Source organism: Amycolatopsis sp. NPDC043887 (genome assembly GCF_056435665.1).
Genome location: NZ_JBWKEB010000004.1, coordinates 381544 through 406973, shown reverse-complemented (window position 1 = coordinate 406973; position 25430 = coordinate 381544). Strand labels below are relative to the sequence as shown.

Sequence of the window (25430 nt, the reverse complement as noted above, 5' to 3'; positions counted from 1 at the left end):
CTATCCCTCCTCGAAGTCGAACCGCAGCGCCTCGACGCACCGGCGGTACTTGCTCTCCATCTCCCGTTCGGTCTGCGCCGCGACGAAGACATGCGCGAGCTCGTAGCTGTAGCTGTCCTGTTCGGGCAGATCGGAGAGCCGGATCCCCTTTTCGGCCACCGGCTCGATCTTCACCCCGGGGATCTCCGCCTCCAGGTCCGCGATCTCGCCGCGGGTGGGCACCCGGGTGACCAGCCCGTCGCGGAAGCGGCGGTAGTACCACTTGCCCGCGATCCGGTAGTCGCCCCGGTTCCGCCGCGTCCGGGGATCCTGGCCGAGGCCCAGCTGGACCATGATCTGGTGGTTCGCCACGCCGTCGACGTATTCGAACAACTCCGCGTGGGACTGCGAATGCCGCGGGTTGATCTCCAGCAGGCAGGCCTGCCCGGATTCGGGGTGGCAGAAGAACTCGATGCTGAACGTGGCGTTGTCGAAGCCGATCTGCTCCATCACGCGGGCGGAGATCTCCTTCATCCGCTCGACGGCGTCCTCGGGCAGCTGCGACGGGTACTGATGCCGCTGGAACGAGGCGGTATCGGGGTAATTGATCGAATCGAGGACACCGTAGACCGTGACCTGTCCTTTGTAGACATAGCCTTCGGTCGCGGCCTGGACGCCGTTGAGCTCACCTTCCGCGAGGCACGCCGCTCCACCGGCGTCGGCCACCTCGGCGGGGAGGTCGACCGTGGCGAGCACACGCTCGAAGGGCTTGCCGACCCTGTCGACACCCGCCCGGATCTCGGCGACCGCCTTGTCGAACTCGTCTTCGTCGGCGACGTGGAAGGCCAGCTCCGACGAGAAGGACTTCACTGGCTTGAGCCACATGGGGTAGCCGACGCCCTCCGGCGGCCGGGGATCGTCCTCATCCAGGTCGACGATGCCGAACGCCGGCACCTCGTCGATCACCTTCGACTGTTCGAGGCGGCTCCAGTACTTGTGCTCGCACTTCAGCACGGCCTCGAGCGAAACACCGGGAAGACCGTACTTTTCGCACAGCATGGCGACCATCGTCGAGGACGGGAAATCCCAGTAGCTGACGATCGCGTCGACAGAGCCGTCGAAGGTGTCCAACTGCGCCACCGCCTTCTCCACGAGTTCCACGATCGGAATCTCGCCGTGCTGGAGTTCCCCGGGCGACAGCAAGGCATGGAAGCGATACCGGTCGGCACCGGGGATTCGTCTCAGCACCTCGTCATTGCCGTCGTTGAGACCGATGACGAAGATGTTCTTTTCCTCTGGGGGCCTGGAGGATGTGGTCATAGGGCAGTGCTACCCGCTCCGAAGTTCCGGAAAACCCTGGTTTGCCCCCGTGGTCACCTGGGAATCCGGCCGTCATGACGGAGTTGCCCGGAACGCGTTCACTGTGGCTCGACACCGCGCCCGCTCCCGACCGCACCGGAACGCCGTTGCCGCCGGAGATCGACGTCGCCGTGCTCGGCGGCGGTATCGCCGGACTCACGACGGCGTACCGGCTGGCCAGGGCCGGGCGCTCGGTCCTGGTGCTGGAAGCCGGCCGCCTCGCGGCGGGGGTTTCCGGCCACACCACGGCGAAGATCAGCGCCCAGCACGGGCTCAAGTACGCCACGCTGGCCAAGACCAAGGGCTCCGAAGCCGCCGCGACGTACGCGTACACGCAGGCGGCCGCGTTGGACTGGATCGCCGCGGCCACGGCCGAACTCGGCATCGACTGCGGGTTCACCCGCGCCGCCAGTTTCGTCTACACGACCCACCCCGGAACCGTCGAAAGCCTCGAACGTGAGGCGGAAGCGGCCGCCGAGGCCGGTCTCCCGGCCTCCTATGTCACCGAGGTCGATCTCGACGTACCCGCCCTCGGCGCGGTGAAGTTCGCGTCGCAGGCGCATTTCCACCCGCGCCAATGGTTGCTCGCCCTGGCAGGCGAGATCGAACGCGCGGGAGGGACGATCGTCGAGGGCGTTCGCGCGGAAGGCGTCGACGAACTCGGCGGCACCACGGTGCGCACCAGTTCCGGCGACGTCCGGGCGGGCGAGGTCGTGGTGACGACCCATTACCCCGTGTTCGACCGCGGCCTGTTCTTCGCCCGGCTCGACCTGGTCCGCGATCTGGTGGTCGCCGGGCCGGTCGAAGGCAACCGGCCGCCGGAAGGGATGTACCTCGACGCGGACACTCACCACTCCGTGCGGAGCTACCTCAAGGACGGTGTCCCGTACGCGGTCGTCGGCGGCGAGCACTACCGTGTCGGCGGCTCCGTCGACGTCGAAAGCCGCTACGAACGGCTGGCGAGCTGGGCGAGCGAGCACGCGGCCGTGCACCGGGTCACCCACCGGTGGTCCGCTCATGACCTGTCCACTTTGGACTCCGTGCCGTACGTCGGGCGTTATCACCCGGCGAGCCGCCATCTCTGGGTCGCCACCGGGTTCGGCCAGTGGGGCATGACCGGCGGCACCGCGGCCGGGCTGCTGCTCGCGGATCTCCTCACCGGACACGAAAACCCGTCCGCGGGTCTGTACGACCCGAACCGCTTCGACCTCCGGTCCGCGATCTCGTCCGTGGAGAACAACGCCACCGTGGCGAAGTTCCTGGTCTGCGACCATCTCAGCGCGCTGCGCGAACCCGCCTCCGTGGACGAAATCCTGCCCGGTGAGGCGAAGGTGACCCGTGACGGTGGTGAACTCGTCGCCGCCTACCGCGATCCGGGCGGCGAACTGCACGCCGTCGGCGCCCACTGCACCCATCTGGGCTGCCTCGTCGCGTTCAACAACGCGGAGAAGACCTGGGACTGCCCTTGCCACGGTTCGCGGTTCGGCCTGGACGGGTCGGTGCTCCAGGGGCCGGCCGTGCGGGCGCTGCCGAAGAAGCGGGAGCGCTGATGACCGGTATCGGTATCGAAGAGGAGTTCCTGCTGGTCGATCCCCGGACCGGGGTGAGCTGTCCCCGGGCCGGGGCGGTGCTCGAACGGCACCGGATCTGCTGTCCGCTGCCGGACGGCGCCGCGGTCCACCGCGAACTGCGGCCGACCCAGATCGAGGCCGCCACGGGTGTCTGCGAAACCGCCGACGAGCTGTACGAGCACCTGACCGCCGGGCGCCGCACGCTCGCCGAAGCGGCCGCGGGCGAGGATTGCGCCATCATCGCCGCCGGCACTCCCCCGCGTCCCTCACCCGAGCGCGACTGCGGTGCCGACGACCGGTTCGGCAAGGTCGACGCGCTGTACGCGGGCGTGGTCAAGGCGTACGAGGCCTGTGGATGTCACGTGCACGTCGGCGTGCCCGACCGGGAGACTGCGGTCGCCGTCGTCAACCACCTGGGTGAATGGCTGCCCACGTTGCTGGCGCTGTCGGGCAACTCGCCCTTCGAGGACGGCCGCGACACCGGTTACGAGAGCTGGCGGATGGTCGAGCAGAGCCGTTTCCCCGGCTCGGGCGTCGCACCGTACTTCGCCGACGCCGCCGCCTACGAGGAGCAGGTCGGACGGCTGGTGGACTGCGGTGTCCTCGTGGACGAGAACCAGACCTTCTGGCTCGCGAGGCCGTCCGCGCGGTGGCCGACGGTCGAGGTCCGCGCCGCCGACACCGCGTCCACCGTGGACGAGGCCGTCTTGCAGGGGCTGCTGACCCGCGCGCTGGTGCGCACCGCTCTCACCGAGCTGGACCACGGGGTGGAGGCCACTCCGCTTGATCCGCAGATCGCCGCCGCCGCGCTGTGGGCGGCCGCGCGCCACGGACTTTCGGGACCGGCCGTCGACCCGGTGGCAGGAAAGCCGGTCCCCGTGGGCGACCGGGTCGCCGCGCTGCTGGCGCATACCAAGCAGGCACTGGAGGACACCGGCGACGCGGAACTCGTCCGCACCCTGCTCGGGCAACTGGAGCGGGAGGGCACCGGCGCCGAACGACAGCGCCGGGCCGCCGCCGACGGAGAGGTCGCGGTCTTGCGGATGCTGACCGAAGAGACGGTTCCGCACGGCTAGATCGGGTACTCCCGGGGCATGACGACGATCGACCGTGCGGTGGCCGCGAGGCTGCCCGAGATCCGCGGCCCGCTCTCGGCCGCCGTGGTGGACACCCTGGCGGGCGGACGCCGTGACGACTTCGACCTCGAGGCGGCGACCGACGCCGACCCGTTCGGCGAGGACCTGCAATTGGCCCTGTACGTCTGCTACGAGCTGCACTACCAGGGCTTCGACGGTGTCGACTCCGAATGGGAATGGGACTCCCGCCTGCTGGGCTTCCGATCCGTCCTGGAGCACGCGTTCCTCGACGGGATCCGCGCCGCCGTCCCCGGCGGGGACGACGTAAGCGGGCTGCTGGACGAATTGCTCGTCGAACCGGTCGACGGCGGCGGCGTTTCGCACTTCCTGCGTGACGAGGGCGAATGGTGGCACGTCGAGGAGTACTTCGCGCATCGGTCGATCTATCACCTCAAAGAGGCGGACCCCCACGCCTGGGTGATTCCCCGGCTGCGCGGCAGGGCCAAGGCGGCGCTGGTCGCGGTGGAGTTCGACGAGTTCGGCGGCGGGCGGGCCGAGCAGGCGCATTCCCGCCTGTTCGCGGATCTGCTGACCGCGGCGGGCCTGTCCTCCGGGTACCTCGCCTACCTCGACCACGTCCCGGCCCAGATGCTCGCGACGGTGAACATGATGTCGCTGTTCGGCCTGCACCGAAGCCTGCGCGGTGCGCTCGTCGGGCACTTCGCCACCGCCGAGATCACCACCGCGCCCGCCGCCAGGCGGCTGGACCAGGCCTTGGAACGCCTCGGCGGGCCGGCCGAATGCCGGTACTTCTACACCGAGCACATCGAGGCCGACGCGGTGCACGAACAGGTGCTGCGGCACGACGTCGTCGGCGACTTGCTCGACCGCGAACCGGAACTGGCGGCGGACATCGCGCTCGGCATCCAGGCCACCGATCTTCTGGAGGGCCGGCTGACCAGGCACCTGCTCGACGCGTGGTCAGCCGGGGAGAGCTCACTCCTGAGGCCGCTGCACCCCTTGCCGTGAACGGCGGCGGTGGCTGGTGTCGCAGAACGGGTAGCGCTTGCTGCGGCGGCAAGCGCAGAGGGCGACCACGAAGCGATCCGAGGTCACCGTCTCGCCGTCTTCGGTGACGATCTCGACCGGCCCCTCCACCAGGAGGGGCCCGCCGGGTTCGATCCGGACCCTGGTCTCACGGCCGGTCGGCACGGATCACCACCAGTTCCTCGTGCCGCTGCTCGGCGCCGATCAGGCCCGCCGCTTCGAGGAAGGCCGCCCGTGCCCGCATGACGGGCCCGAAGGGGATCGACCGGGTGGCGACCACCGAAGGCGTCATTCCCGCCGCCCGCAGCTGCTCCAGCGACTTGTCGGGTCCGGCGACCGCGGAATGGACCATCATCAGGTAACCGCCCGGCGCCACCAGGGACGACGCCCCGGCGCACACCTGGTCGAGCACGATCCGGCCGTCCGGCCCGGCGTCCCACGCCCGCGCGGCCCCGGCCGCGGGCACCGGGGACGGGACATACGGCGGGTTCGCCAGCACGACGTCGAACGGCCCACCGCGCGCCGCTTCGGCCAGGCCGCCCCGAAGCGGCCGGACCGGGAGCCGGCGCAGCCGCGCATTGACCCAGACCGCGGCCAGCGCCCGCCGGGAGATGTCCACCGCGGTCACGGACCCCGCGCCGTGCGCCGCGGCCGCCAGCGCGAGAGCGCCGGTCCCGGTACAGAGGTCGAGAACTCTTGCCGCGGCGGGCATTCCTGACGTGCTCAACGCGCTCGCCAGCATCCAGGTGTCGTGTTGCGGGTGGTACACCCCCGGGAGTCGCAGCAGCCGTGGCCGCGCCGGGGCAAGTGGAATCGCTGCTGCGTTGGAGATCGCGGTCATGTCCCCTCCGGGTTCGCCGATGTTGCTCCCGGCTACCCCGGCCGCACGGTGCCAAACGTCCACAATGGCCTGCGACCGGAGGGTTGGACGCGCTCGGAACGGGGTAGCCGCAGGAAAATGACCGAAGGAGGCCCCGATGGAGAGAAAGGCCGACACCGGCGAGAAACGGGACGAGGAAGACCGCGAGGAGGTCCGAGGGGAGCAGGGCACGTCATCCGGTGATCCCCACGACGACACCGACCCGCAATCCGGCTGAGCCGGTGCGCGGAACTCCCCGGCTCGCCCGGCCGGGGGAGTTTCACGGCGTCTCCACGGGGTATCCGACGGGTCTTCTGGCGAAACGGAGGCGTTTCCGATGAATCCGCGTACGACAGGCTTTCTTCTGCGACCGGCGGTGCTGATCATCGCACTGGTCCATCTCGTCTTGGGGGTGCTCGGCTTCTTCTTCCTTCCCGAAGCGAACCAGGCGGGCGAGAACACACTGTGGATCTTCAGCGCGACCGGGATGCTCGACGTCATCCGCACCGTGCTCGGCGTGCTCGGCCTGGTCGCGGTGCTCAAGCCGTCCGCGATCCCGGCCTACTGCTGGCTGGCTTTCGTGGCCTTCGCGGGTTTGACCGCGTTCGGGGTGCTCTCGGCGGGGACCGACACGTCCGGTGACGCCGTCAACTTCAGCTGGGCCGACAACACCCTCCACGCGCTGACCTCGCTCGCGGCACTCGCGGTGGGCATCGCCGCCACGCGTGTTTCCCAGCGGAAGCAAAGTGAGGCAAGGGAAAAGGTTTAGTCCGTCCACAACCGGCAACCTGGCGGGTATGACGAAAAAGGCCCCGCTCCGGATCCTCCTGTGGCACGTCCACGGGTCCTGGACCGAATCCTTCGTGCAGGGCGGCCATCGTTACTACCTGCCGCTGCTCGCCGAGGGCGGGCCTTGGGGACGCGGCCTCAGCGGCCGTGACTGGCCCTCCGCCGAGGAGATCCCGGTCGACGAGCTGAAAGACCTCGACGTCGATGTCGTCGTTCTCCAGCGGCCCGAGGAGATCCAGCTGGCGGCGCGGTGGCTGCGCCGCCGCCCCGGCAAGGAAGTACCCGCCGTCTACGTCGAGCACAACACGCCCCGGGAACACGCGGCGACCACCCGGCACCCACTGGCCGAGCGGGACGACATCCCGCTGATCCACGTGACCCACTTCAACGAATTGATGTGGGACTCCGGTCTCGCACCCACGGTGGTCGTCCCGCACGGGATCCCCGACCCGGGTGAGCGCTACACCGGGGAACTCCCCCACGGCGCGGCCCTGATCAACGAACCGGCGAGGCGTGGGCGGATCACCGGAACGGATCTGCTGCCCGCTTTCGCGGAGATCGCGCCGGTCGACGTGTACGGGATCGGCAGCGAAGATCTCGAAGGCCGTCACCCCGCGCTCCATCCAGGCGGCGACCTGCGCAGCCGGGAACTGCACGCCGAGGTCGCCCGGCGCCGCGTCCACCTGCACACCGCCCGGTGGACCTCGCTGGGGCTCTCGTTGCTCGAAGCGATGCACCTCGGCATGCCGGTCGTCGCGCTGGCGACCACCGAAGCCGTTCTCGCGGTCCCGCCCGACGCAGGCGCCGTCTCGACGGATGTCGAAGTGCTGGCGAGGGCCTACCGCGAATTGATCCATGAACCAGATTTCGCCGTACTGGCAGGGAAATCCGCGCGCGAGTTCGCGTTGAGCCACTACGGGCTCGACGCGTTCCTCGAACGCTGGGACGCCCTGCTGACCGAGGTGACCGCTTGACCACGCCGACCGCGGCGGGAAGGAGTCCCCGATGAGGATCGCGATGGTTTCCGAACACGCCAGCCCGCTCGTCGCGCTCGGCGGAGCCGACGCCGGGGGCCAGAACGTCCACGTCGCCGAACTCTCCGCCGCGCTGAGCAGGCGGGGCCACGACGTCACCGTCTACACGCGCCGCGAGAACCGGCGCGTCGCCGCGACGGTCGAGACGCCGGACGGCTACCGCGTCGTCCACGTCCCGGCGGGCCCGGCGAGGAAGCTGCCGAAGGACGAACTGCTGCCGTATATGGGAGAGTTCGGCCGGGTGCTGCGCTCCCGCTGGGCCAAGGACCGGCCGGACGTCGTCCACGCGCATTTCTGGATGTCCGGCCTGGCTTCGATTCTCGCGGCGAAGGATCTCGGTATCCCGGTGACCCAGACCTTTCACGCGCTGGGTGTGGTGAAACGGCGCTATCAGGGCAAAAAGGACACGAGTCCGCCCGACCGGAGCCGGCTCGAACGGATGATCGCCAAACAGGCCGACAGGGTGATCGCGACCTGTTCGGACGAGGTCTTCGAACTCGTGCGGATGGGCCTGCCGCGCTCACGCGCCTCGGTCGTCCCCTGTGGAGTGGACTTGACCGAGTTCACCCCGGACGGCGAGTGCGCTCCCCGCACGGCTCGGCAGCGGATCGTCAGCGTCGGCAGGCTGGTGCCGCGCAAGGGTTTCGACCTCGCCATCGCCGCGCTGCCCTCGCTCCCGGACACGGAACTGGTCATCGCGGGCGGCCCGGACTCGGGCCCGCTCGCCGAGGCTCCGGAAGTGCGGCGGCTCCAGGCGATCGCCGATCGGGCCGGCGTCGCCGACCGCGTGCACATGCCGGGGCTGGTGTCCCGCGAGAACATGCCCGCGCTCCTGCGTTCCGCCGACGCGGCGGTCTGCACACCTTGGTACGAACCGTTCGGCATCGTGCCGCTGGAGGCGATGGCTTGCGGTGTCCCGGTCGTGGCGACCGCCGTCGGCGGGCTGACCGACACCGTCGTCGACGGCGTCACGGGCCTGCTGGTCCCGCCTCGCAGCCCGAAGGACTTGGCGGGAGCGTTGCGACGGCTCCTCGGTGACTCTTCGGCGCGCGAGTCGTTCGGGATCGCCGGGACCGACCGGGTGCGGGCACGGTACTCGTGGGACCGGGTGGCCGCGGACACCTTGCGCGCTTATGGGCGCGTTGTGAGCGAGGAGACGGAAGTGGCGGCGGCTGCCGCTTCGCCTTCCTGACCCGCCGTGCGGTGACCGAGTTGTTTCGTCCGTGATCGGTGCCGCGTGCGTTCCCTCGGAGCCTGGATCCCGCACCTGCTGTCCCGGAAGTGGCTTTCGCGACGCCGACCGGAAGGTGTGTGGAAACAGAGACACTGAACGTCTCTATTTCCACACACCCGTCACACTGGGTCACTCAGCTGGATCTTTGCGGTGCGCTGAGTCGTCCTCGTCCGTCTTCTCACCCCACATACCGTCGCGCGACCGAGTTCCGCTGCGACTCCTCCAGCAGCACCAGCCCGCGCTCCACTCCGGCCGGAACCACCGCCCGCTCCCGCAGCACCCACGGGATCCCCCGCACCGCTTCCGCCACCGCCGCGAACGTGGCCCGGTCGAAGGGCGCAGAACGCAGCACCGCGGCCATCCGGCGCACGATGCTGCCGAGCGGACGCCGCAACCACAGCGTCCACAACGTGTTCCGGATGCCGAGCTGCCGTCGCCGCCGCGGATCGCGGACGGCCGAGGGGGCGTGGTGGATCACCATCTCCTCGTCCCAGCACATCCACCAGCCCTTGGCCGCGAGGTCGAGGGCGAACAGCTCTTCCTCTCCCCCGAGCCACATGCGGTCGGAGAAGCCGCCGACGTCGTGGAAGGCGCGGACGCGGACGGCCGAGAGGCCCGCCATGACGCCCAGCAGCGCCGGCCCGGGCAGCCAGTCCGGGCCGGGGACCGGGGAGTGTCGCAGTTCCGGGGTGATCGGGTCCTCGGTCAGCGCAGGCTCCACCAGGCACCGCCCGGTCACCACACCGAGTCCGGGGTAGGCATCGAGCTGCTCGACGGCGCGCCGCAGAGACCCCGGCTGCCACCGGGTGTCGTCGTCGCAGAACGCGACATACGGCGTCTCCACCTCGCGGACGGCGAGATTGCGCGCGACGGCGCCGAGGTTCCGCGGCGAGCGGATCACCCGGATCGACGGGAACCGTTCTTCGACGGCGTCCGCCGTGCCGTCGCCGGAAGCGTTGTCCACCACCACGATCGGCGCCGCGTCGGGCAGCGCGGTCATCGAGTCGAGGGTCTCCAGCAGTTGCGCGCGCCGGTTGTGCGTGATCACCACGACCGTGATCCGGTCCGTCACTTCATCCTCCATGTGCGTGTTCCAGAACGCGGATGCGGCGCTCCACCGAAGCGGGCAGCCGTTGCCGGTCGGCGAGCGCGCGGGGCAGCCGCCGGAGCACTCCGGCGAGCGCGCCGAGCACGTGTGGTTCCCGGAGAACCCTGGCCAGCGCACGAAATCCTTCGGCAAGACAGCGGCGCACGGGCCGTCTCATCACCGTGATCAGCATCCGGTTGCGGAGTTCGGCACGCTCACGCCACGACGGCGACGGCCGCATCGGCGACGGGTGGTGATGCGCCCGCACGTCCTCCGCGTAGCAGAGCCACCAGCCGCGCGCCGCCAGGTCGTAGGACAGCAGCCGCTCCTCGGCACCGAAATGCAGCAGCGGATGGAAACCCGCGGCCTGCAGATAGGCGGTCCGCCGGACGACCGCGGAGCAGGCGAGGAACCCGAGCACGGCCGGTCCGGGAAGCCCATCAGGTCTGCCGAGGGGGCTGGCGGCCATCAGCGAGACGACCGGGTCCTCTCGTTCTTCCTCCCCTACCAGGGTTTTCGCGGCGAGGAGGCCGACGTCGTCGTGAGCGTCGAGGATGCGCTCGGCCTCGGCGAGCGCATCCTCGGCCCACCAGGAATCGTCGTCACTGAAGGCGACATAAGGCGTCCGCGCCACGGCGACCCCGAGATTCCGCGCGGACACGCCGATGTTGCGCGGCAACCGGACGACTCGCACGCACGGGAACGCGGCGGCCATGGCCGCGGTGCCGTCGGAGGAGCCGTTGTCCACCACCACGATCGGCGGAGGCGGCCGTAACGCCGTGAGCCGCCGCAACGTCCGTTCCAGTTCCGGTGCCCGATCGCGGGTGGCGATCACCACCGTCGTCGCGGCCGCGCTCATCGCACCGGCCGGGTCTTGAGCGCCTTCACCATGTCCCGCACGAGCCCGTCGTCACCGGGCAGCGCGCGCAACGCGGCCACCGCCCGGCCCTGCACCGAGGAGCACCAGCGCCACCAGGAGTCGAGCACGTCCCGGTTGCCCGCCTCCTCGGCCGGGACGAGGGCGGGCCAGCCGAGCGCGTCGGCCTGTGCGGTGACCTTGCCACCGCCCTCGACCGGGTCGATGGCCAGAGCGGGCACTCCCGCCTGAAGACTCAGCACCAGCCCGTGCAGCCGCGTCGTGACCACGACGTCCAGATGCGACAGGATCGACGTGAACTGGTCCGGTGTCTCACAGCGTTCCCAATCCGACGCCGCCAGCCGCGTGTCGAGCGGCACTCGGGCGCAGTCGACCCCGGCGATCCAGTCCTTCACCGAGGCGTGCACCGCCGTATGGCGGCCGGAGTCGCCGTACTCCCGTTGTTCCGGCGCCAGGATCACACCCGTCACCAGCACCGTGTCGGTCGGCACGCCGAGGGAGAGATCCGGCGCGCCGACCCCGTCGTGGTCCCGCGCGAAGACCTGATCGAAACCCGTGACCGTGTCGTCCTCCGGATCGATCACCGAGACCCCGACGGCGATCCGATGGCAATGGGCGAACCTGCGGTGCACTTCGCACACCTGCCTGCCGTGCGCGGGCCCGCAGACGAACACCACGTGGCTGTACCGTGCCGGGTCCACCTCTTCGTAGTTCACGTCGCCCGGCCGGTACACCGGGCTCCACGCCAGGTCATGCGGAAGTCCCATGGTCGACAGCGCTTCGTCGACCCTGCGCATACTGAGTACGTCCCCTGCCGTCGCCTCGCCGTGCCGGAAGCTCGCCCAGCCGATCACCAATGCACGCATATCCGATGCTTACCCGGCATCTCCCGATTCACACGGTTTTTCCCGCCCTCACCGCGGGTAGCCAGTCGCCATGAACAGAGTGCTGGTGACCGGAGGCGCGGGTTTCGTCGGCTCGCATCTGTGCGAACGCTTGCTGGACGCGGGCACGGAGGTCGTCGCGGCGGACAATTTCGCCACGGCCGTCATGGCCAACGTGGCGCATCTCCTCGACCGTCCGGGTTTCCGGCTCCTCTCCCGTGACGTCACCGGGCCGATGAGCGCGCCGGGCCCGTTCGACGTCGTCTTCCACCTCGCGTCCGCCGCCTCGCCCCGTGACTACTTCCGCCTTCCGCTCGAGACGCTGCGCGCGGGCTCGCACGGCACCGAGCGGGCGCTGGACATCGCCGAACGCGACGGCGCCCGGTTCGTCCTCGCCTCGACGAGCGAGGTCTACGGCGATCCGCAGGAGCACCCGCAGCGCGAGGAATACTGGGGGCACGTGAACCCGATCGGACCGCGCAGCGTCTACGACGAGGCCAAGCGGTACGCCGAAGCGCTCACTTCGGCCATGCGCCGGGAACGGGACGCGAACACCGGTATAGCCCGGATCTTCAACACCTACGGCCCGCGTATGCGCCCCGACGACGGCCGCATGATCCCGACGTTCATCGGCCAGGCGCTGGCGGGCGAACCGCTCACCGTGACCGGCAGCGGCGACCAGACCCGTTCCCTCTGCTACGTCGACGACACGGTCCGCGGTCTGATCGCGCTGGCGGACTCCGACGTGCCCGGCCCGGTGAATCTGGGCAATCCGCACGAACTCACCGTGCTGCGGATCGCGGAGGAGATCCTGGCCGTCACCGGCAGCGCGTCGCGGATCGAGCACATCGACGCGGCCGTCGACGATCCGGCCCGCCGATGCCCGGATATCTCCCGCGCCCGCCGGGAACTCGGCTGGGAGCCGGAAATCCCGATGACGGAAGGGCTTCCGCGCACCGTCGCCTGGTTCGCGCGGCCGCGGTCCGGCCCATACCCGGCCGCCGGAGCCTGAACCCGTAACTCACGTGATCCAAGCCGTAACACGCGTGCTTGAAGCCGGACCGCCTTCAAGCACGCGAGTTCCGGCTTCAAGCACGCGAGTTACGCCTCCGAGCACGCGAGTTCCGTGCCTGGACACGCGAATGACGGGCCGGACGCCGGGCACTTCAGATCCGCCGAGAGACGCTTCACTCCGTAGCGACGTCCTGGGCTTTTGCGCCGCGTCGTTTATCACCGACTGCACCGGGTAGCGCTACAGGAGCAAGCGCGGGTCACGGCCCGCATCCCCCGACCGGAGAGGTGGCCCGGTGCGCGTACTCGGTATCAACGCCGTTTTCCACGACCCGGCCGCGGCCCTCGTGGTCGACGGCGAGATCGTGGCCGCGGCGGAGGAAGAACGGTTCAGCCGTCGCAAGCACGGCAAGCGGCCGGTGCCTTTCTCCGCTTGGGAACAGCCCGCCGAAGCCGCCGCGTGGTGCCTGGCGGAGGCGGGAATCTCCGCGCAGGATCTCGACGCCGTCGGCTATTCGTACAATCCGGCGCTCGTCGAGCCGGGTCTGGCGGGGCATGACGGGAAGAACGAAGGTCTCCGCACCGACTTCGCCCGCCGGGCTCCCGCGTTCCTCAAGGCGGCCTTGCCGGGACTGGATCCCGCGACCGTCCGGTTCGTCCGGCACCACGTCGCGCACGCCGCCTCGGCCGCGCTCGCCGCGCCGTTCGAGGACTGCGCGGTGCTGGTGGCCGACGGCCGCGGCGAGAGCACGTCCTACCTCGCGGGCGAGTACCGCGACGGCAAGTTCGAGGAGCTCGCCGAGCAGCGGCTCCCCCATTCGCTCGGGCTGATGTACGAGGACCTGACCGAGCACCTCGGATTCGCCCGGTCCAGTGACGAGTACAAGGTGATGGCGCTGGCCTCCTACGGGAAGCCCCGGTTCCTCGACCGGATCGCGGAAAGCGTGCACTCCAACGGGCTCGGGTTCCGTACCGACGAGATCGACTGGACCTCGTTCGCGCCCGCCGTCGAGCCAGGGCAGGAGCCCGGGCAGGTCCACGCCGACCTGACCGCGAGCGTGCAGCGCTGCCTGGAGGACGTGCTGCTCGAACTCGCGGCCAAGATCCATGAACACACCGGGCACACGGACCTCGCGATGGCGGGCGGGATCGCACTCAACTGCGTGGCCAACACCCGGCTGCACGCCGAAGGACCGTTCGAGCGCATCTGGGTCCAGCCCGCCGCCGGTGACGCCGGCACCGCGCTCGGGGCGGCGCTGCAACTCGCGGGCGACTTCGGCGAACGCGGCGGCCCGATGGCCGGCGCGGACCTGGGCCGAGGCTGGACGGACGACCAGCTGGAGAACGCTCTCAAGACCGCGAACGTGCGCTACGAACGGCCGGACGACGTCGCCGAGGCGGTCGCCGAAGCCCTGGCCGAAGACCGGATCGTGGCCTGGTTCCATGGCCGGTCCGAATTCGGCCCGCGCGCGCTCGGCCACCGGTCGCTGCTCGCGCATCCCGGGTACGAGGCCAATCTGGAACGGCTGAACGACGTGAAGGGCCGCGAACAGTTCCGCCCGGTCGCCCCGATGGTGCTCGCGGAACGCGCGGGCGACATCTTCTCCCGCGGCCCGCTTCCCAGTCCGTACATGCTTTTCGTGCACGACGTCGCGCAGGAGTGGCGGGATCGCCTCCCCGCCGTCACCCACGTCGACGGCACCGCCCGCGTGCAGACCGTCGACGCCGACGGCGAACCGCTCGTGGCGAGAATGCTCGGCGCGTTCGAACGGCGTACCGGCGTGCCCGCCGTGGTCAACACCAGCCTCAACACCGCGGGCAGGCCGATGGTCGATTCCCCGCGGGACGCGCTGGAGTGCTTCGGTTCAGCCCCCATCGACCTGCTCGCCCTCGGACCTTTCGTGGTCCGCCGTCCCTGACCTCGGAGGTGTGTCGTGATCGAAGAACACTTCGCAGCATTGAGCGAGGCCGCCGGGAAGTCCGCTTCCTGGTCGCCGAAGATCCGTGACTGGGGTGACCATCTGGCCACCGTGCTGTCGTCCGGCGGACGGCTGCTCGCGTGCGGCAACGGCGGGAGCGCCGCCGAGGCGCAGCACCTCACCGGTGAGCTGGTGGGCCGGTTCCGCAACGACCGGCAGCCGTTTTCGGCGATCGCCCTGCACGCGGACACCTCCGCCGTGACGGCCATCGTCAACGACTACGGCGAGCAGGAGGTGTTCGCCCGGCAGGTGCGCGCGCACGGCCGTCCCGGCGACGTCCTCGTCTGCCTTTCCACCAGCGGGGGCAGCCAGAACGTCGTCGCGGCCGCGAAGGCCGCCCACGAACTCGGCGTGACCACCTGGGCGATCACCGGCCACTCCCCCAACCCGCTGGCCGCGCTATGCGCCGACGCGATCCCGGTGGAGGCTCCGTCGATGGCCACCGTGCAGGAGGTCCACCTCGCGCTGGTGCACGCCCTGTGCACCGCGTTCGACCACGCGCTCGGGGTGCCCACGTGAGGCCGCTGGTCGTGCTGGGCGATGCCCTGCTGGACGTCGACGTCGACGGCACGTCGCACCGGCTCTGCCCGGACGCGCCCGTCCCCGTGGTCGACCTCGCCCGCGAATGGCGGCGGCCGGGCGGCGCCGGGCTGGCCGCGTTGCTCGCGGCGCGGTCCACCGCCGAGGTCGTCCTCGTCGCCCCGCTGGGGGACGACCAAGGAGGCCGGACCCTGTCCGGACTCCTGGAGCGCGAGGTCCGGGTGGTGCCGATGCCGTTGTGCGGCACCACCGTCACCAAAACCCGCGTCCGCGCCGCGGGGCAGTCGCTGGTCCGCCTCGACAGCGGTGACGGGAGGGCGGAGTACTCGCCGCTCACCGCCGGCGTCCGTGAAGCGCTGCGCTCGGCGGGCGCGATCCTCGTCGCCGACTACGGCCGCGGCGTCACCGGCCATCCGGAGGTCCGCAGGCTGCTCGCCGAACTGGCGGGCACGATCCCGATCGTCTGGGATCCGCATCCGCGCGGAGCGGAGCCCGTGGCGGGAATCCGGCTCGTCACCCCGAATCTCGCCGAAGCCGAGCAGCTCACCGAAGCCCGAGCCGGCGCCGAGGAACTGGCGAAGCAGGTGCACTCGCTCTGGAAGGCCGCCGCGGTCTGCGTCACCACGGGCTCCCGCGGCGCGGTGCTGACCGAGGGCGGCCCGTGCACGACGTTCCGGCCGCCGTCGGGCGTCGTCGCCAAGGACACTTGCGGCGCGGGTGACCGCTTCGCGTCCGCGGTCACCGCCGCGCTCCTCGACGGGGCGTCCACCGCCGACGCGGTGGCCACCGGGGTCGAGACGGCCGCACGCTTCGTCGCCACCGGCGGCGCCGCCACGTTGTCCACTGTGGACAGCGAACCGCGGCCGGAGACCACGCACCACGGTGCTTCGGCGTTCGACGTGGCCGCGCGAGTCCGCGCGCGAGGCGGCAGGCTCGTCGCCACCGGTGGCTGTTTCGACCTGCTGCACCCCGGCCACGCCAGCCTGCTCCGGCAGGCACGTGCGTTGGGTGACGCCCTCGTCGTATGCCTCAATTCCGACGCCTCCGTGCGCGGCCTGAAAGGACCGGGACGGCCGATCGTGACCGCCCGGGACCGCGCCAGGTTGCTCACCGAACTCGCCTCGGTCGACGCCGTCGTGGTGTTCGACGAGCCCGATCCCGCCGCGGTGCTGGACCGCCTCCGCCCGGACGTCTGGGTCAAGGGCGGCGACTACGCGGACACGGAGCTCCCCGAAAGCGCCGTCGTGCGCAGGCACGGCGGCGAGATCGTCCTGATCCCGACCATCCGCGGCTATTCCACCTCCCGGCTGGTGGCCGCGGCGGAAGGAGCATGATGCGCCCTCTCGGCAACGTCCTGATCACCGGCGGCGCCTCCGGACTCGGTGCCGCGACCGTCGAAGCCGTCCGTGAAGCGGGTGGTACACCCCTCGTCGTCGACCGCGTCGAACCCGCGGCCGACGTCGCCTTCGTCCAGGCCGACCTGGCCGATTCCGCCGCGGCCGCGAGCGCCGTGAACGCACTCGCCGAACGGGCGGGCGGGATCGACGGCGTCTTCACCGCGGCGGGGACCGACGCGTGCGGCGCGCTCGACGAAGTGTCCACAGAGGACTGGGAACGCGTGGTCCGGGTCAACCTGCTCGGTACGGCCGCGGTCGTCCGCGCGGCGCTGCCCCATCTGCGGCTGAGCCACGGCACGGTGGTGACCTGCGCGTCGACGCTGGGGCTGCGGGTGGCCGGCGACGCGAGCGCCTACTGCGCCTCGAAATTCGGCGTCGTCGGCTTCACCAGGGCACTCGCCATGGAGCTGGCGGGCCGGGTCGGGGTGACGCTGCTCGTCCCCGGCGGCATGCACACCGCGTTCTTCGACGACCGGGCCGAGCAGTACAAGCCGCCGCCGGACGCGAAACTCAACCAGCCCGAGCACGTCGCGGCATCGGTGGTGTTCGCCCTCTCCCAGCCGCCCGGCTGCGAGGTCCGCGAACTCGTGGTGTGCGCTTCGGAAGAAGGGTCCTGGCCGTGACCGGTGGCATCCTCGTGCTGCGCGCGCTCGGTCTGGGTGATCTGCTCACCGCGGTTCCCGCGCTGCGGGCACTGCGCCGCGCCTTCGACGGCGAGCGGCTGGTGCTCGCCGCGCCCGAGAACCTGCGCGACATCGTCGAACTGATCGACGCGGTGGACGAGCTGCTCCCGACGGCCGGGCTCGGCGAGCTGTCCTGGCCCGGCGAGCCGCCGCGGCTGGCGGTCAACCTGCACGGCCGCGGCCCGGAGAGCATCCACGACCTGCTCGCCCAGGACCCGCTCGAACTGATCACGTACCGGCATCCGGACTTCCCCGGCGTCGACGGCCCGGACTGGCCTGCCGAAGCGCACGAAGTCGACCGCTGGTGCCGTCTGCTCGAGGCCGCCCGCATCCCGGCCGATCGCACCGATCTCGCGCTGCCACCGCCGCCCGGCCCCAGCCCGGCGGCGGGCGCGGTGGTGATCCATCCCGGTGCCGCGTTCGCCGCCCGGCGCTGGCCGCCGGACCGGTACGCGCGAGTGGCGCGGGCACTCTCCGGAGAGCATCGGGTGGTCGTCACGGGAAGCGCGCCGGAAGCGCCCCTCGTCCGCGACGTCACCGAGGCGGCCGGGCTTCCCGGCGAGGCGATGCTCACCGGTGGCGATCTCGCCGAACTGGCCGCGACCGTGGCCGAAGCGCGGCTGGTGATCTGCGGCGACACCGGCGTCGGGCATCTCGCGACCGCGTACGGGACGCCGTCGGTCCTCCTGTTCGGGCCGACTCCGCCGCGGCTCTGGGGCCCGCCTGCCGACGCCCGGCAGCACACGGTCCTCTGGGTGGGCGACGTCGGCGATCCACACGGCGAAGCCCCGGATCCCGGCTTGCTGCTGTTGCGCGAGGAACGCGTCCTCGCGGCGGCCGAAGAACTGCTGGCGACGGGGGGTTCCCGTGGGTGAGCGGGTGGGCGTGATCGGCGCCGGCTACGTCGGGCTCACGAGCGCCGCGTGCTTCACGCATCTGGGACATCAGGTGGCCTGCGTCGACAATAATCCGTCCAAAGTGGACACGTTGCGGCGCGGCGAGGTCACGATCGTCGAGCCGGGGCTCACGGAACTCGTCCGGGACGGGCTGGGCGGCGGCCGGCTCCGGTTCACCACCGCGCCGGACGAGCTGTCCGATGTGGACTTCGTCTTCCTCTGCGTGCCCACTCCGGAAGGAAAGGACGGCGCCGCCGACGTGCGGGTGCTGGAAGAGGTCGTGGCCACGCTTCCCGGCCTGCTGCGGTCCGGCTGTGTCGTCGTCACCAAGTCCACCGTCCCGGTCGGCACCGGGACCCGGCTGGCGGAACTGCTCGGACGGCCGGATCTGCCCGCGGTGAGCAATCCCGAGTTCCTCCGTGAGGGGCACGCCGTCGAGGACTTCCTGACGCCCGACCGGATCGTCCTCGGCTCGGTGCCGGAGAACCGGGCGCCCGCCGAACGGGTGGCCGCGTTGTACGGCGAGACGAACGCGCCGGTGTGGTTCACCGATCCGGCCAGTGCCGAGCTGGCGAAATACGCCAGCAACGCGTTCCTGGCGCTGAAAGTGTCCTATGTGAACGTCCTCGCCGAACTGTGCGAGCACTACGGCGCCGACATTCGCGACGTCGGGCGGCTCATGGGGCTCGATTCCCGGATCGGCCCCGCCTTCCTCGTGCCCGGTCCCGGCTGGGGCGGCTCGTGCCTGCCCAAGGACACCGCCGCGCTGCTGCGGACCGCCGAACACGCGGGCGTCGACTTCGGCCTCCTGCGTGACGCCATGAAGGCCAACGCCCGCCAGCGGGCGGCCGTGGTGCGGAAGATCCGCCTCGCGATCACCGGTGTTTCGGACGGTTCGCTCTCGGGCATCCGTATCGGGCTGCTCGGATTGGCGTTCAAAGCGGGGACCGGGGATCTGCGCGATTCCCCCGCGCTCGCGGTCGCGCGGGAGCTCGCCAGGAGCGGCGCGGTGCTGACCGCGTACGACCCCGGCGTCGACACCGTCGAACCGGACATCGTCCAGGTCGTCGACGACCCGTACCTGGTCGCGAAGGACGCGGCGGCGCTGGTGGTGCTCACCGAGTGGCCCGAGTTCCGCGAGCTCGACTGGGACCGGCTCGCCGCCGCCACCGAACGCGCCGTCGTCGTCGACGCCAGGAATCTCCTGGACCCGGCGACCGTCGGCGAAGCGGGCTTCACCCATACGGGGATCGGTACCGATCCGAACAGGAGGACAGGATGACCCAGCCGTTGAAGGCACTCGCACTGGTGTGCTCGCTCAAAACGTCCCCCGCGCCGTCGAGCAGCGCGCTGATCGCCCAGCAGTTGCTCGACGAACTGGCCGGACGCGGCGCCACCGGTGAACTCGTGCGCGTGGTCGACCACGACGTCAAACCCGGCGTGGAAGGCGACATGGGCGACGGCGACGCCTGGCCGGGGATCCGCCGGAAGATCGCCGCGGCCGACATCCTGCTGATCTCGACGCCGACCTGGGTCGGCCACATGTCCAGTGTGGCCCAGCGCGTGCTGGAACGGCTCGACGCCGAACTGTCCGAAACGGACGACGAAGGCAGGCCCGCGATGTTCGGCAAGGTCGGTGTCACCGCCGTCGTCGGCAACGAGGACGGCGCGCACAAGATCACCGCCGACCTGTTCCAGGCCCTCAACGACGTCGGTTTCACCGTGCCCGCCCAGGGCGGGACGTATTGGAACGGCGAGGCGATGAAGGGCGGGGACTACAACGACCTCGACGAGACGCCCGAAGCGGTCGCCTCGACCAACACGACCCTCGCGCGCAACGCCGTCCACTTGGCGAATCTGTTGCGGGAGAAGCAGTACCCCGCTTCCTGACACCAGGTGTGAACGACGCCACGGCCGGGTACCCCGGTTCCGTGATCGTCAAAACGCTGGCGTTCGGTGTTTGCCTGCTGCTCGCCGGCTGCACCGGAGCGAGCGGGCAAGAGCCGGTGAAAGAGGCAGCCGCGCGGTTCATCGGCGCGCTCGCGTCGGGTGATCACCGCTCGGCGTGCGCGCTGCTGGCGCCCCGGGCACAGGAGTCCTGGGCGCCGGAGAGCTGCGAACGCGGCCTCGCGAGGGCGGACGTCCCGGGCGGAACGCCCGAAACGGTCTCGATCTGGAGCGAGGAAGCCCAGGTGAAGACCGGCCGCGACACGCTTTTCCTGCACGAATCGTCCACCGGATGGGTGATCACGGGCGCGGGCTGCCGCCATCGGAACGAACAGGTCTACGACTGCTCGGTGGGTGGACCGTGAAAGCGCGCCCGGTGTTCACCGTCTACCTCGTCTTCGTCGTGGCCGTCCTCGGCTACTGCGTCCTACTGGGCCTGCTCCACCGGTGAAGGAGGCGGACGATGCGGCGCTTTCTCCAGGACAACGCCCTCTCGCTGGCGTTCGGGCTGCTGTTCCTGCTGAGCCTCGCCGGACAGGCGTTCGCGGGCCTCGCCGACTACAACGACCGGCGGCTCAGCCACGCCGCCGAACCGATCGGCCTGCTCGACTACCTGGCGTCCGCGGACTTCGCCGTCGACGTCGCCGAAAACTGGCAATCGGAGTACCTGCAGTTCTTCCTGTACGTGTTCGCGACCGTGTGGCTGCTGCAACGCGGCTCCCCCGAATCGAAACCGGCAGGCCGGGTCGGGTGGGAAACGGACAAGGACCAGCAGGTCGGCCGGCATTCGACGGCCGACTCACCGAAATGGGCCAGAGCGGGAGGCTGGCGCACGGGGATCTTCTCGATGTCACTCGGGCTGGTGATGCTGGGACTGTTCCTGCTGTCCTGGCTGGCCCAGTCCGTGGCCGGGATGAGCGCCTACAACGCCGAGCAGCTCACCGAATTCGGTGATCCGGAGTCGTGGTTCGGCTATCTGGCGTCGTCGGACTTCTGGAACCGCACACTCCAGAACTGGCAATCGGAATTCCTCGCCATCGGCTCGATGGCGGTGTTCAGCGTGTACCTGCGCCAGCGCGGCTCCCCGGAATCCAAACCCGTGGGCGCGCCGCACCACGTCACCGACGAATCCGGGTGATTGAACCGCGGGAAACGGGTATCCGTGCGGCGTCGGACTGACGACCACGGACAGGAGTGTCCATGACCACCACCACGAAACACGACCTCGTCTCGGTGATCACCGAAGACCACCGCGCCTTCGAACGGATCTTCAAGGAGCTCGAATCCGGCAAGGGCGGTGATCGGCACCGCAAGGACCTCGCGGACCACGTGATCGCCGAACTCGTGCGGCATTCGATCGCCGAAGAGCAACATATGTACCCCGCCGCGCGGAAGAAGCTCCCCAACGGCGACGAGGTCGCCGACCACGAGATCGAGGAGCACGCCGAAGCCGAACGCGTGATGAACGACCTCATCGGCCTGGAGCCGACGGACAAGCGGTTCGACCAACTGGTCGGGAAGCTGATCGAGGACGTCCGGCACCACATCGAGGAGGAGGAAAGCGACCTGCTGCCGAAACTGCAGGCCGCCTGCTCGCCGGGAGAATTGCAGGAACTGGGCGAGAAAGTGTTGCGGGCCAAGGAGATCGCCCCGACACGGCCGCACCCCGCCGCCCCGGACCGGCCGCCGGCGAACCGGATCCTGGCGCCGGGGACGGCGTTCATCGACAAGATCCGGGACGCGCTGACGGACCGCGCCACCTGAGCTTGACGCCAGCAGATGTCCGTGAAGGCCTCCTTCCCTACTCTCAAGGTAGGGAAGGAGGCCTTCACGGCGTTTGCCGGTGGTGTGTCGGTTCCGGTGGGGAGGGATGTTGCGAAAGTGGCCTTCGCAACCTCAAGGCTCGGCAGGAACATCCCGCACCGAGGACTCGGGCAGCTCCCCCGTGAGCGCGAAGTCCACCCGCCGCGCCACCGAAACGGCCTGGTCCGCGAACCGCTCGTAGAACCGCGCCAGCAACGCCACCGAGATCGCGGGCGCGACGCCGTGCGGCCAGTCCGGCTCGGTGACCAGCGTCATCAGCTCTTCGTACAGCGCATCGACACGCTGGTCGGACCGGGCGAGCGAGTGGAACACCTCCGCGGTCGGTCCCTCGATCGCCGCGCCGAGATCTTCCGCCATCGAGCCGACGAGCCCGGCCATCTCGCCGAACCGGCCGGCGAGCGCGTCGGGGACGGCGAATTCCGGCGCTCGCGCGGCCTGGTCCGCGATGTGCTGGGCGAGGTCGCCCATCCGCTCCAGCCGGTCGGCGCAGTACACCGCCGCGAGCACGGTCCGCAGGTCGCGCGCGACCGGCGCCTGCAGGGCGAGCAGCTTCTGGGCGGTCTCCTCGCATGTGGTCCGTGCCGCGTTCAGTTTCGCCTCGACGGCCGCGAGTTCGGCGGCGGCTTCGGCGTCCCGGTCGAGTAAGACCCGGTTCGCGAGCCGTAGTTCCTCGCAAGCCATCCCGCACATGCTCGACAGGAGCTCGCCGAGAACGCTCAGTTGACCATGGAATCGATCCCTCATGTCAGCACTTTCGCAGGTTCGAGGACGTACGTGGCGTACGCCGCGCGGATCACCGGCTGGGCGACGTTGCGCACGGGGACACCGCCCGGGCTGACGCCTTGTTCGCTGCCGTAGTGCGCGTGTCCGTGCACGGCGAGCGCCACCTGGGCGTCGTCGATCGGCTCGCACAGCAGGTACGACCCCAGGAACGGGTGGATTTCCGGCGGTTCGCCGTGCAGGGTGCCGGGGATCGGCGAGTAGTGCGTCAGCGCGACGGTCACGTCGGGCTGCTCGTGTTCGAGCCCCTCCAGCGCGGTGCGCAGCCGCCTGGCGGCCGCCATGGTGTGTTCGACGAAGTCCTTCATCTCGCGTTCACCGAACCGGCTCGCGCATTTGCCCGCGAACCCGCCGCCGAAGCCTTTCACCCCGGCGACGCCGAGCTTTCCGCCGTCCAGGTCCACGGTGGTGGCCGAACCCTCCAGCACCGTGATCCCGCTTTCCTCCAGCAGCCCGCTGACCGCTTCCGGCTCGTCCGAGTGGTAGTCGTGGTTGCCGAGCACCGCCACCACGGGGACGTCGAGCCCGGCGAACTCGTCGGCCACCACCCTGGCCTCTTCGACGCTGCCGTGCCGGGTGAGGTCGCCCGCGAGCAGCAGCACCTCGGCGTGTTCGGCGATGTTGTCCAATGCCGGCCGCAGCAGGCCCCGGTTGTCCTCCCCGAGGTGGACGTCCCCGACCGCGGCGACCCGGATCACCGGATCTCCTCGGCGTGCGACGGCTCGCGGACGTCCGCCGTCCGGACGTCGTTGTGCACCAGCTCGGCCGCGATGTGTTCGCAGACGACCGCCTCGATGTCGGCCTTGCGGTTGGCACAGGGGACCTCGCCGCTGAGCCGGACCTGGTCACCGCGCACGGTGACGTGCACGCCGAGTTCGGCGGTCCTCGGATCCTCCGCCAGCGCCTTGGTCAGCCTGGCGACCAGGTACTGGGGCGCTTCCTCGGGCATCGGAAGCTCCTTTCCGTCGATGATGGACAGTGCCGCGAGCAGGGTCAGGAACGACCAGGCGTACGGCGATTCGGCGGTCTCCTCGGCCACGCGGTGCCAGTCGACCTGCTCGCGGAGGTCACGGGCGATCCGCAGCAGCGGCCCGAAATCGCACCGGTGCGGGCTGAGCACGAGTATCTTGTCGACGAGCAGATCGGTGCCGTTGAGCACGGGAGCGGCGGTCGCCCCGACCCGCATCAGCGAAGCGCGGTCGAGCATCTCGTCGGTGACCGGCCGATGGTTGGGCCGGAAGATGAGGTCCACGAGACAGTCGCCGTCGTAGACCTTGGTGAGCCAGTCCTCCGGCGGACGCACCCGTCTCAGCCCCGCGGCTTCCAGCGCGTCCGCCGCTTCCTCGATGTCCTCGTGCTTGAGGAAGAGGTCGACGTCGTGGTCGGACGGCGGGCCGCCCCGCGCGTACACGGCGAGACCGCCCGCGATGGCGAACCGCACCGACGTGCCGTCCAAAGTGGACACCACCTTGGTCAGCGTGTGCAGCAGCTCCTTCTCGTTCACGGCCGCTCCCCCACCCCGGTGGCCAGTTCGTGCCCCCGGCCGACATCCGGCTTCAGCGGTTCGGTCGGGAACCCTTCGCCTTCCCGCAATCCTTTGAGGAACGCTTCGATCGCGTCCTCCGACGAGTATCGCGGCGTCCAGCCCAGCTCTTCCCTGGCGCGCGTGCAGTCCATCACCGGGAGACGCAGCACGGCTTCGAAGAGCCCTGGCGTGGCCGGAATCAGGTGCAGCGACCAGGCCGCGGCGAGCGCGTGCCGGACGAAGGCAGCCGGAACCTTCACCGGCCTGGCGCCGAAGATCCGTGCCAGCGCGCGGGTGTCCAGTACCGGGTCGGCGGCGATGTTGAAGGCGCCCTTGACGTCCTGAAGCGCGCAACGCCGGTAAGCGTCGGCCACGTCTTCGGTGTGCGCGGTCTGGATCCTCAGTTGCGGGATGTCCGGAAGGATCGGGACGAGCGACGGCCTCAGCAGTTTGCCCGGAACGAGAGGCCCACCGAAAAGGCGGCGCTGTCCGGGCGCCGCGGCCTTCTGGAACAGGAATCCCGGGCGCACCCGTACTACCCGCAGCCGTGGATGACCGCGGTCGAAGGCCTCGAGAACCCTTTCCACATAAGCCTTTTCCCGGGTGTACGCCGCCTTGGGCGAGCCGTGCGTCGGCCAGTCCTCGGTCACCGGGTGGTCGTCGTCCCTCGGCGAGTACGCCCCGATCGACGACGCGTACACCAGCGACGGCACCCGCATCGCCTGCGCGGCTTCGAACACCCGGATCGAACCCAGCACGTTGGCCCGCCAGGTGACCTCGGGCCGGTGGGTGGGCTGGAAGAGCCAGGCCAGGTGGATCACCACGTCGGCGCCGTCGAACACGGCCCGGAGGTCGTCGCGGGCCACGTCGGCGGTGACGAACTCGGTCTTCGGGCTCTCCCAGCGGCTGGGGCGCCTCGCCAGCCCGACGATCGAGCCGACCTCGGGGTCCGCACCCAGCGCGCGCACCACCGCCGTCCCGACGTCACCGGTGGCGCCGGTGACCACGATCCGTTTCCCACTGCTGCTCATGGGTACGGTTACCCACCGTCG

At 70.3% G+C, this 25430-nt stretch carries 27 protein-coding genes; 17 read left to right on the top strand and 10 right to left on the bottom strand.

Translation table 11 applies throughout. From position 1 onward, the window contains the following. On the bottom strand, positions 1-1299 hold the full coding sequence (locus AC069H_RS13745) for an ATP-grasp domain-containing protein (RefSeq protein WP_478232466.1): 1299 nt from the start codon (positions 1297-1299) through the stop codon (positions 1-3). A gap of 74 nt (positions 1300-1373) precedes the next feature. Between AC069H_RS13745 and AC069H_RS13740 the strand changes: the two genes are divergently transcribed. The 3 genes from AC069H_RS13740 to AC069H_RS13730 are packed head-to-tail and all read left to right on the top strand — an operon-like array spanning position 1374 to position 5014. After that, complete coding sequence (locus AC069H_RS13740; RefSeq protein ID WP_478232465.1) at positions 1374-2888, top strand: FAD-dependent oxidoreductase; 1515 nt, start codon at positions 1374-1376, stop codon at positions 2886-2888. After that, entirely contained in the window at positions 2888-3985 is a 1098-nt protein-coding gene (locus AC069H_RS13735; RefSeq protein ID WP_478232464.1) for a carboxylate-amine ligase, read from the top strand. Before AC069H_RS13740 ends, AC069H_RS13735 begins: the two co-directional genes overlap by 1 nt. An 18-nt stretch (positions 3986-4003) precedes the next feature. Continuing rightward, complete coding sequence (locus tag AC069H_RS13730; RefSeq protein ID WP_478228925.1) at positions 4004-5014, top strand: iron-containing redox enzyme family protein; 1011 nt, start codon at positions 4004-4006, stop codon at positions 5012-5014. Here AC069H_RS13730 and AC069H_RS13725 read toward each other — a convergent pair. Both AC069H_RS13725 and AC069H_RS13720 read right to left on the bottom strand, forming a co-directional pair. Further along, positions 4982-5197 carry a CDGSH iron-sulfur domain-containing protein gene (locus tag AC069H_RS13725; protein ID WP_034322975.1) on the bottom strand — a complete coding sequence of 72 codons (216 nt, stop codon included), beginning with the start codon at positions 5195-5197 and terminating at the stop codon, positions 4982-4984. The genes AC069H_RS13730 and AC069H_RS13725 overlap by 33 nt on opposite strands. Continuing rightward, positions 5181-5873 (bottom strand): methyltransferase, encoded by a 693-nt coding sequence (locus AC069H_RS13720; protein ID WP_478232463.1) that lies wholly within the window; start codon positions 5871-5873, stop codon positions 5181-5183. The genes AC069H_RS13725 and AC069H_RS13720 overlap by 17 nt, the downstream gene beginning before the upstream one ends. A 355-nt stretch (positions 5874-6228) precedes the next feature. On the opposite strand from AC069H_RS13720, the gene AC069H_RS13715 reads away from it, so the two are divergent. From AC069H_RS13715 to AC069H_RS13705, 3 genes are read left to right on the top strand one after another with little or no spacing between them, the layout of a single operon-like run. After that, positions 6229-6660 carry a DUF4383 domain-containing protein gene (locus tag AC069H_RS13715; RefSeq protein ID WP_478232462.1) on the top strand — a complete coding sequence of 144 codons (432 nt, stop codon included), beginning with the start codon at positions 6229-6231 and terminating at the stop codon, positions 6658-6660. A 28-nt stretch (positions 6661-6688) separates the two neighbouring features. Beyond that, positions 6689-7654, top strand: coding sequence for a glycosyltransferase (locus AC069H_RS13710; protein WP_478232461.1), 966 nt, complete (start codon positions 6689-6691; stop codon positions 7652-7654). Positions 7655-7685: 31 nt separating this feature from the next. Continuing rightward, on the top strand, positions 7686-8906 hold the full coding sequence (locus AC069H_RS13705; RefSeq protein WP_478232460.1) for a glycosyltransferase: 1221 nt from the start codon (positions 7686-7688) through the stop codon (positions 8904-8906). Positions 8907-9126: 220 nt separating this feature from the next. Here AC069H_RS13705 and AC069H_RS13700 read toward each other — a convergent pair whose 3' ends face one another. Genes AC069H_RS13700 through AC069H_RS13690 form a run of 3 tightly spaced genes read right to left on the bottom strand, consistent with a single transcriptional unit; the run spans position 9127 to position 11778 of the window. Then, entirely contained in the window at positions 9127-10032 is a 906-nt protein-coding gene (locus AC069H_RS13700; protein WP_478228920.1) for a glycosyltransferase family 2 protein, read from the bottom strand. Then, on the bottom strand, positions 10022-10894 hold the full coding sequence (locus AC069H_RS13695) for a glycosyltransferase family 2 protein (protein ID WP_478232459.1): 873 nt from the start codon (positions 10892-10894) through the stop codon (positions 10022-10024). Before AC069H_RS13695 ends, AC069H_RS13700 begins: the two co-directional genes overlap by 11 nt. After that, entirely contained in the window at positions 10891-11778 is an 888-nt protein-coding gene (locus AC069H_RS13690; protein ID WP_478232458.1) for a polysaccharide pyruvyl transferase family protein, read from the bottom strand. The genes AC069H_RS13695 and AC069H_RS13690 overlap by 4 nt, the downstream gene beginning before the upstream one ends. 70 nt (positions 11779-11848) lie before the next feature. On the opposite strand from AC069H_RS13690, the gene AC069H_RS13685 reads away from it, so the two are divergent. From AC069H_RS13685 to AC069H_RS13635, 11 genes are all read left to right on the top strand, one after another. Then, positions 11849-12808, top strand: a complete 960-nt coding sequence (locus tag AC069H_RS13685; RefSeq protein ID WP_478232457.1) for an NAD-dependent epimerase/dehydratase family protein — start codon at positions 11849-11851, stop codon at positions 12806-12808. A 295-nt stretch (positions 12809-13103) separates the two neighbouring features. Continuing rightward, entirely contained in the window at positions 13104-14726 is a 1623-nt protein-coding gene (locus AC069H_RS13680; RefSeq protein WP_478232456.1) for a carbamoyltransferase family protein, read from the top strand. A gap of 15 nt (positions 14727-14741) precedes the next feature. Continuing rightward, positions 14742-15305 carry a D-sedoheptulose-7-phosphate isomerase gene (locus tag AC069H_RS13675; RefSeq protein WP_478232455.1) on the top strand — a complete coding sequence of 188 codons (564 nt, stop codon included), beginning with the start codon at positions 14742-14744 and terminating at the stop codon, positions 15303-15305. Continuing rightward, positions 15302-16660, top strand: a complete 1359-nt coding sequence (locus AC069H_RS13670) for a PfkB family carbohydrate kinase (protein WP_478232454.1) — start codon at positions 15302-15304, stop codon at positions 16658-16660. The genes AC069H_RS13675 and AC069H_RS13670 overlap by 4 nt, the downstream gene beginning before the upstream one ends. Further along, positions 16660-17346 carry an SDR family oxidoreductase gene (locus tag AC069H_RS13665; protein ID WP_340688706.1) on the top strand — a complete coding sequence of 229 codons (687 nt, stop codon included), beginning with the start codon at positions 16660-16662 and terminating at the stop codon, positions 17344-17346. The genes AC069H_RS13670 and AC069H_RS13665 overlap by 1 nt, the downstream gene beginning before the upstream one ends. Further along, positions 17337-18281, top strand: coding sequence for a glycosyltransferase family 9 protein (locus tag AC069H_RS13660; RefSeq protein WP_478232574.1), 945 nt, complete (start codon positions 17337-17339; stop codon positions 18279-18281). The genes AC069H_RS13665 and AC069H_RS13660 overlap by 10 nt, the downstream gene beginning before the upstream one ends. A gap of 4 nt (positions 18282-18285) precedes the next feature. Continuing rightward, a complete protein-coding gene (locus tag AC069H_RS13655) occupies positions 18286-19584 on the top strand; it encodes a UDP-glucose dehydrogenase family protein (RefSeq protein WP_478232573.1) in 1299 nt (432 codons plus the stop codon). Further along, positions 19581-20192, top strand: coding sequence for a flavodoxin family protein (locus AC069H_RS13650; protein ID WP_478232453.1), 612 nt, complete (start codon positions 19581-19583; stop codon positions 20190-20192). Before AC069H_RS13655 ends, AC069H_RS13650 begins: the two co-directional genes overlap by 4 nt. A 41-nt stretch (positions 20193-20233) precedes the next feature. After that, on the top strand, positions 20234-20614 hold the full coding sequence (locus tag AC069H_RS13645; RefSeq protein ID WP_478228912.1) for a hypothetical protein: 381 nt from the start codon (positions 20234-20236) through the stop codon (positions 20612-20614). 98 nt (positions 20615-20712) lie between these two features. Beyond that, entirely contained in the window at positions 20713-21387 is a 675-nt protein-coding gene (locus tag AC069H_RS13640) for a DUF6766 family protein (protein WP_478232452.1), read from the top strand. 62 nt (positions 21388-21449) lie between these two features. Next, a complete protein-coding gene (locus AC069H_RS13635; protein ID WP_340682858.1) occupies positions 21450-22013 on the top strand; it encodes a hemerythrin domain-containing protein in 564 nt (187 codons plus the stop codon). A gap of 132 nt (positions 22014-22145) precedes the next feature. On the opposite strand, the gene AC069H_RS13630 is transcribed toward AC069H_RS13635, so the two are convergent. The 4 genes from AC069H_RS13630 to AC069H_RS13615 are packed head-to-tail and all read right to left on the bottom strand — an operon-like array spanning position 22146 to position 25409. Then, positions 22146-22817, bottom strand: a complete 672-nt coding sequence (locus AC069H_RS13630; RefSeq protein WP_478232451.1) for a phosphate signaling complex PhoU family protein — start codon at positions 22815-22817, stop codon at positions 22146-22148. Beyond that, positions 22814-23551 (bottom strand): metallophosphoesterase family protein, encoded by a 738-nt coding sequence (locus AC069H_RS13625; protein WP_478232450.1) that lies wholly within the window; start codon positions 23549-23551, stop codon positions 22814-22816. The genes AC069H_RS13630 and AC069H_RS13625 overlap by 4 nt, the downstream gene beginning before the upstream one ends. Next, complete coding sequence (locus tag AC069H_RS13620) at positions 23548-24357, bottom strand: nucleotidyltransferase family protein (protein ID WP_340682861.1); 810 nt, start codon at positions 24355-24357, stop codon at positions 23548-23550. Before AC069H_RS13620 ends, AC069H_RS13625 begins: the two co-directional genes overlap by 4 nt. Beyond that, the gene (locus AC069H_RS13615; protein WP_478232449.1) at positions 24354-25409 is read right to left on the bottom strand and encodes an NAD-dependent epimerase/dehydratase family protein; all 1056 of its coding nucleotides are present in this window, start codon (positions 25407-25409) and stop codon (positions 24354-24356) included. Before AC069H_RS13615 ends, AC069H_RS13620 begins: the two co-directional genes overlap by 4 nt. Positions 25410-25430 lie beyond the last annotated feature (21 nt).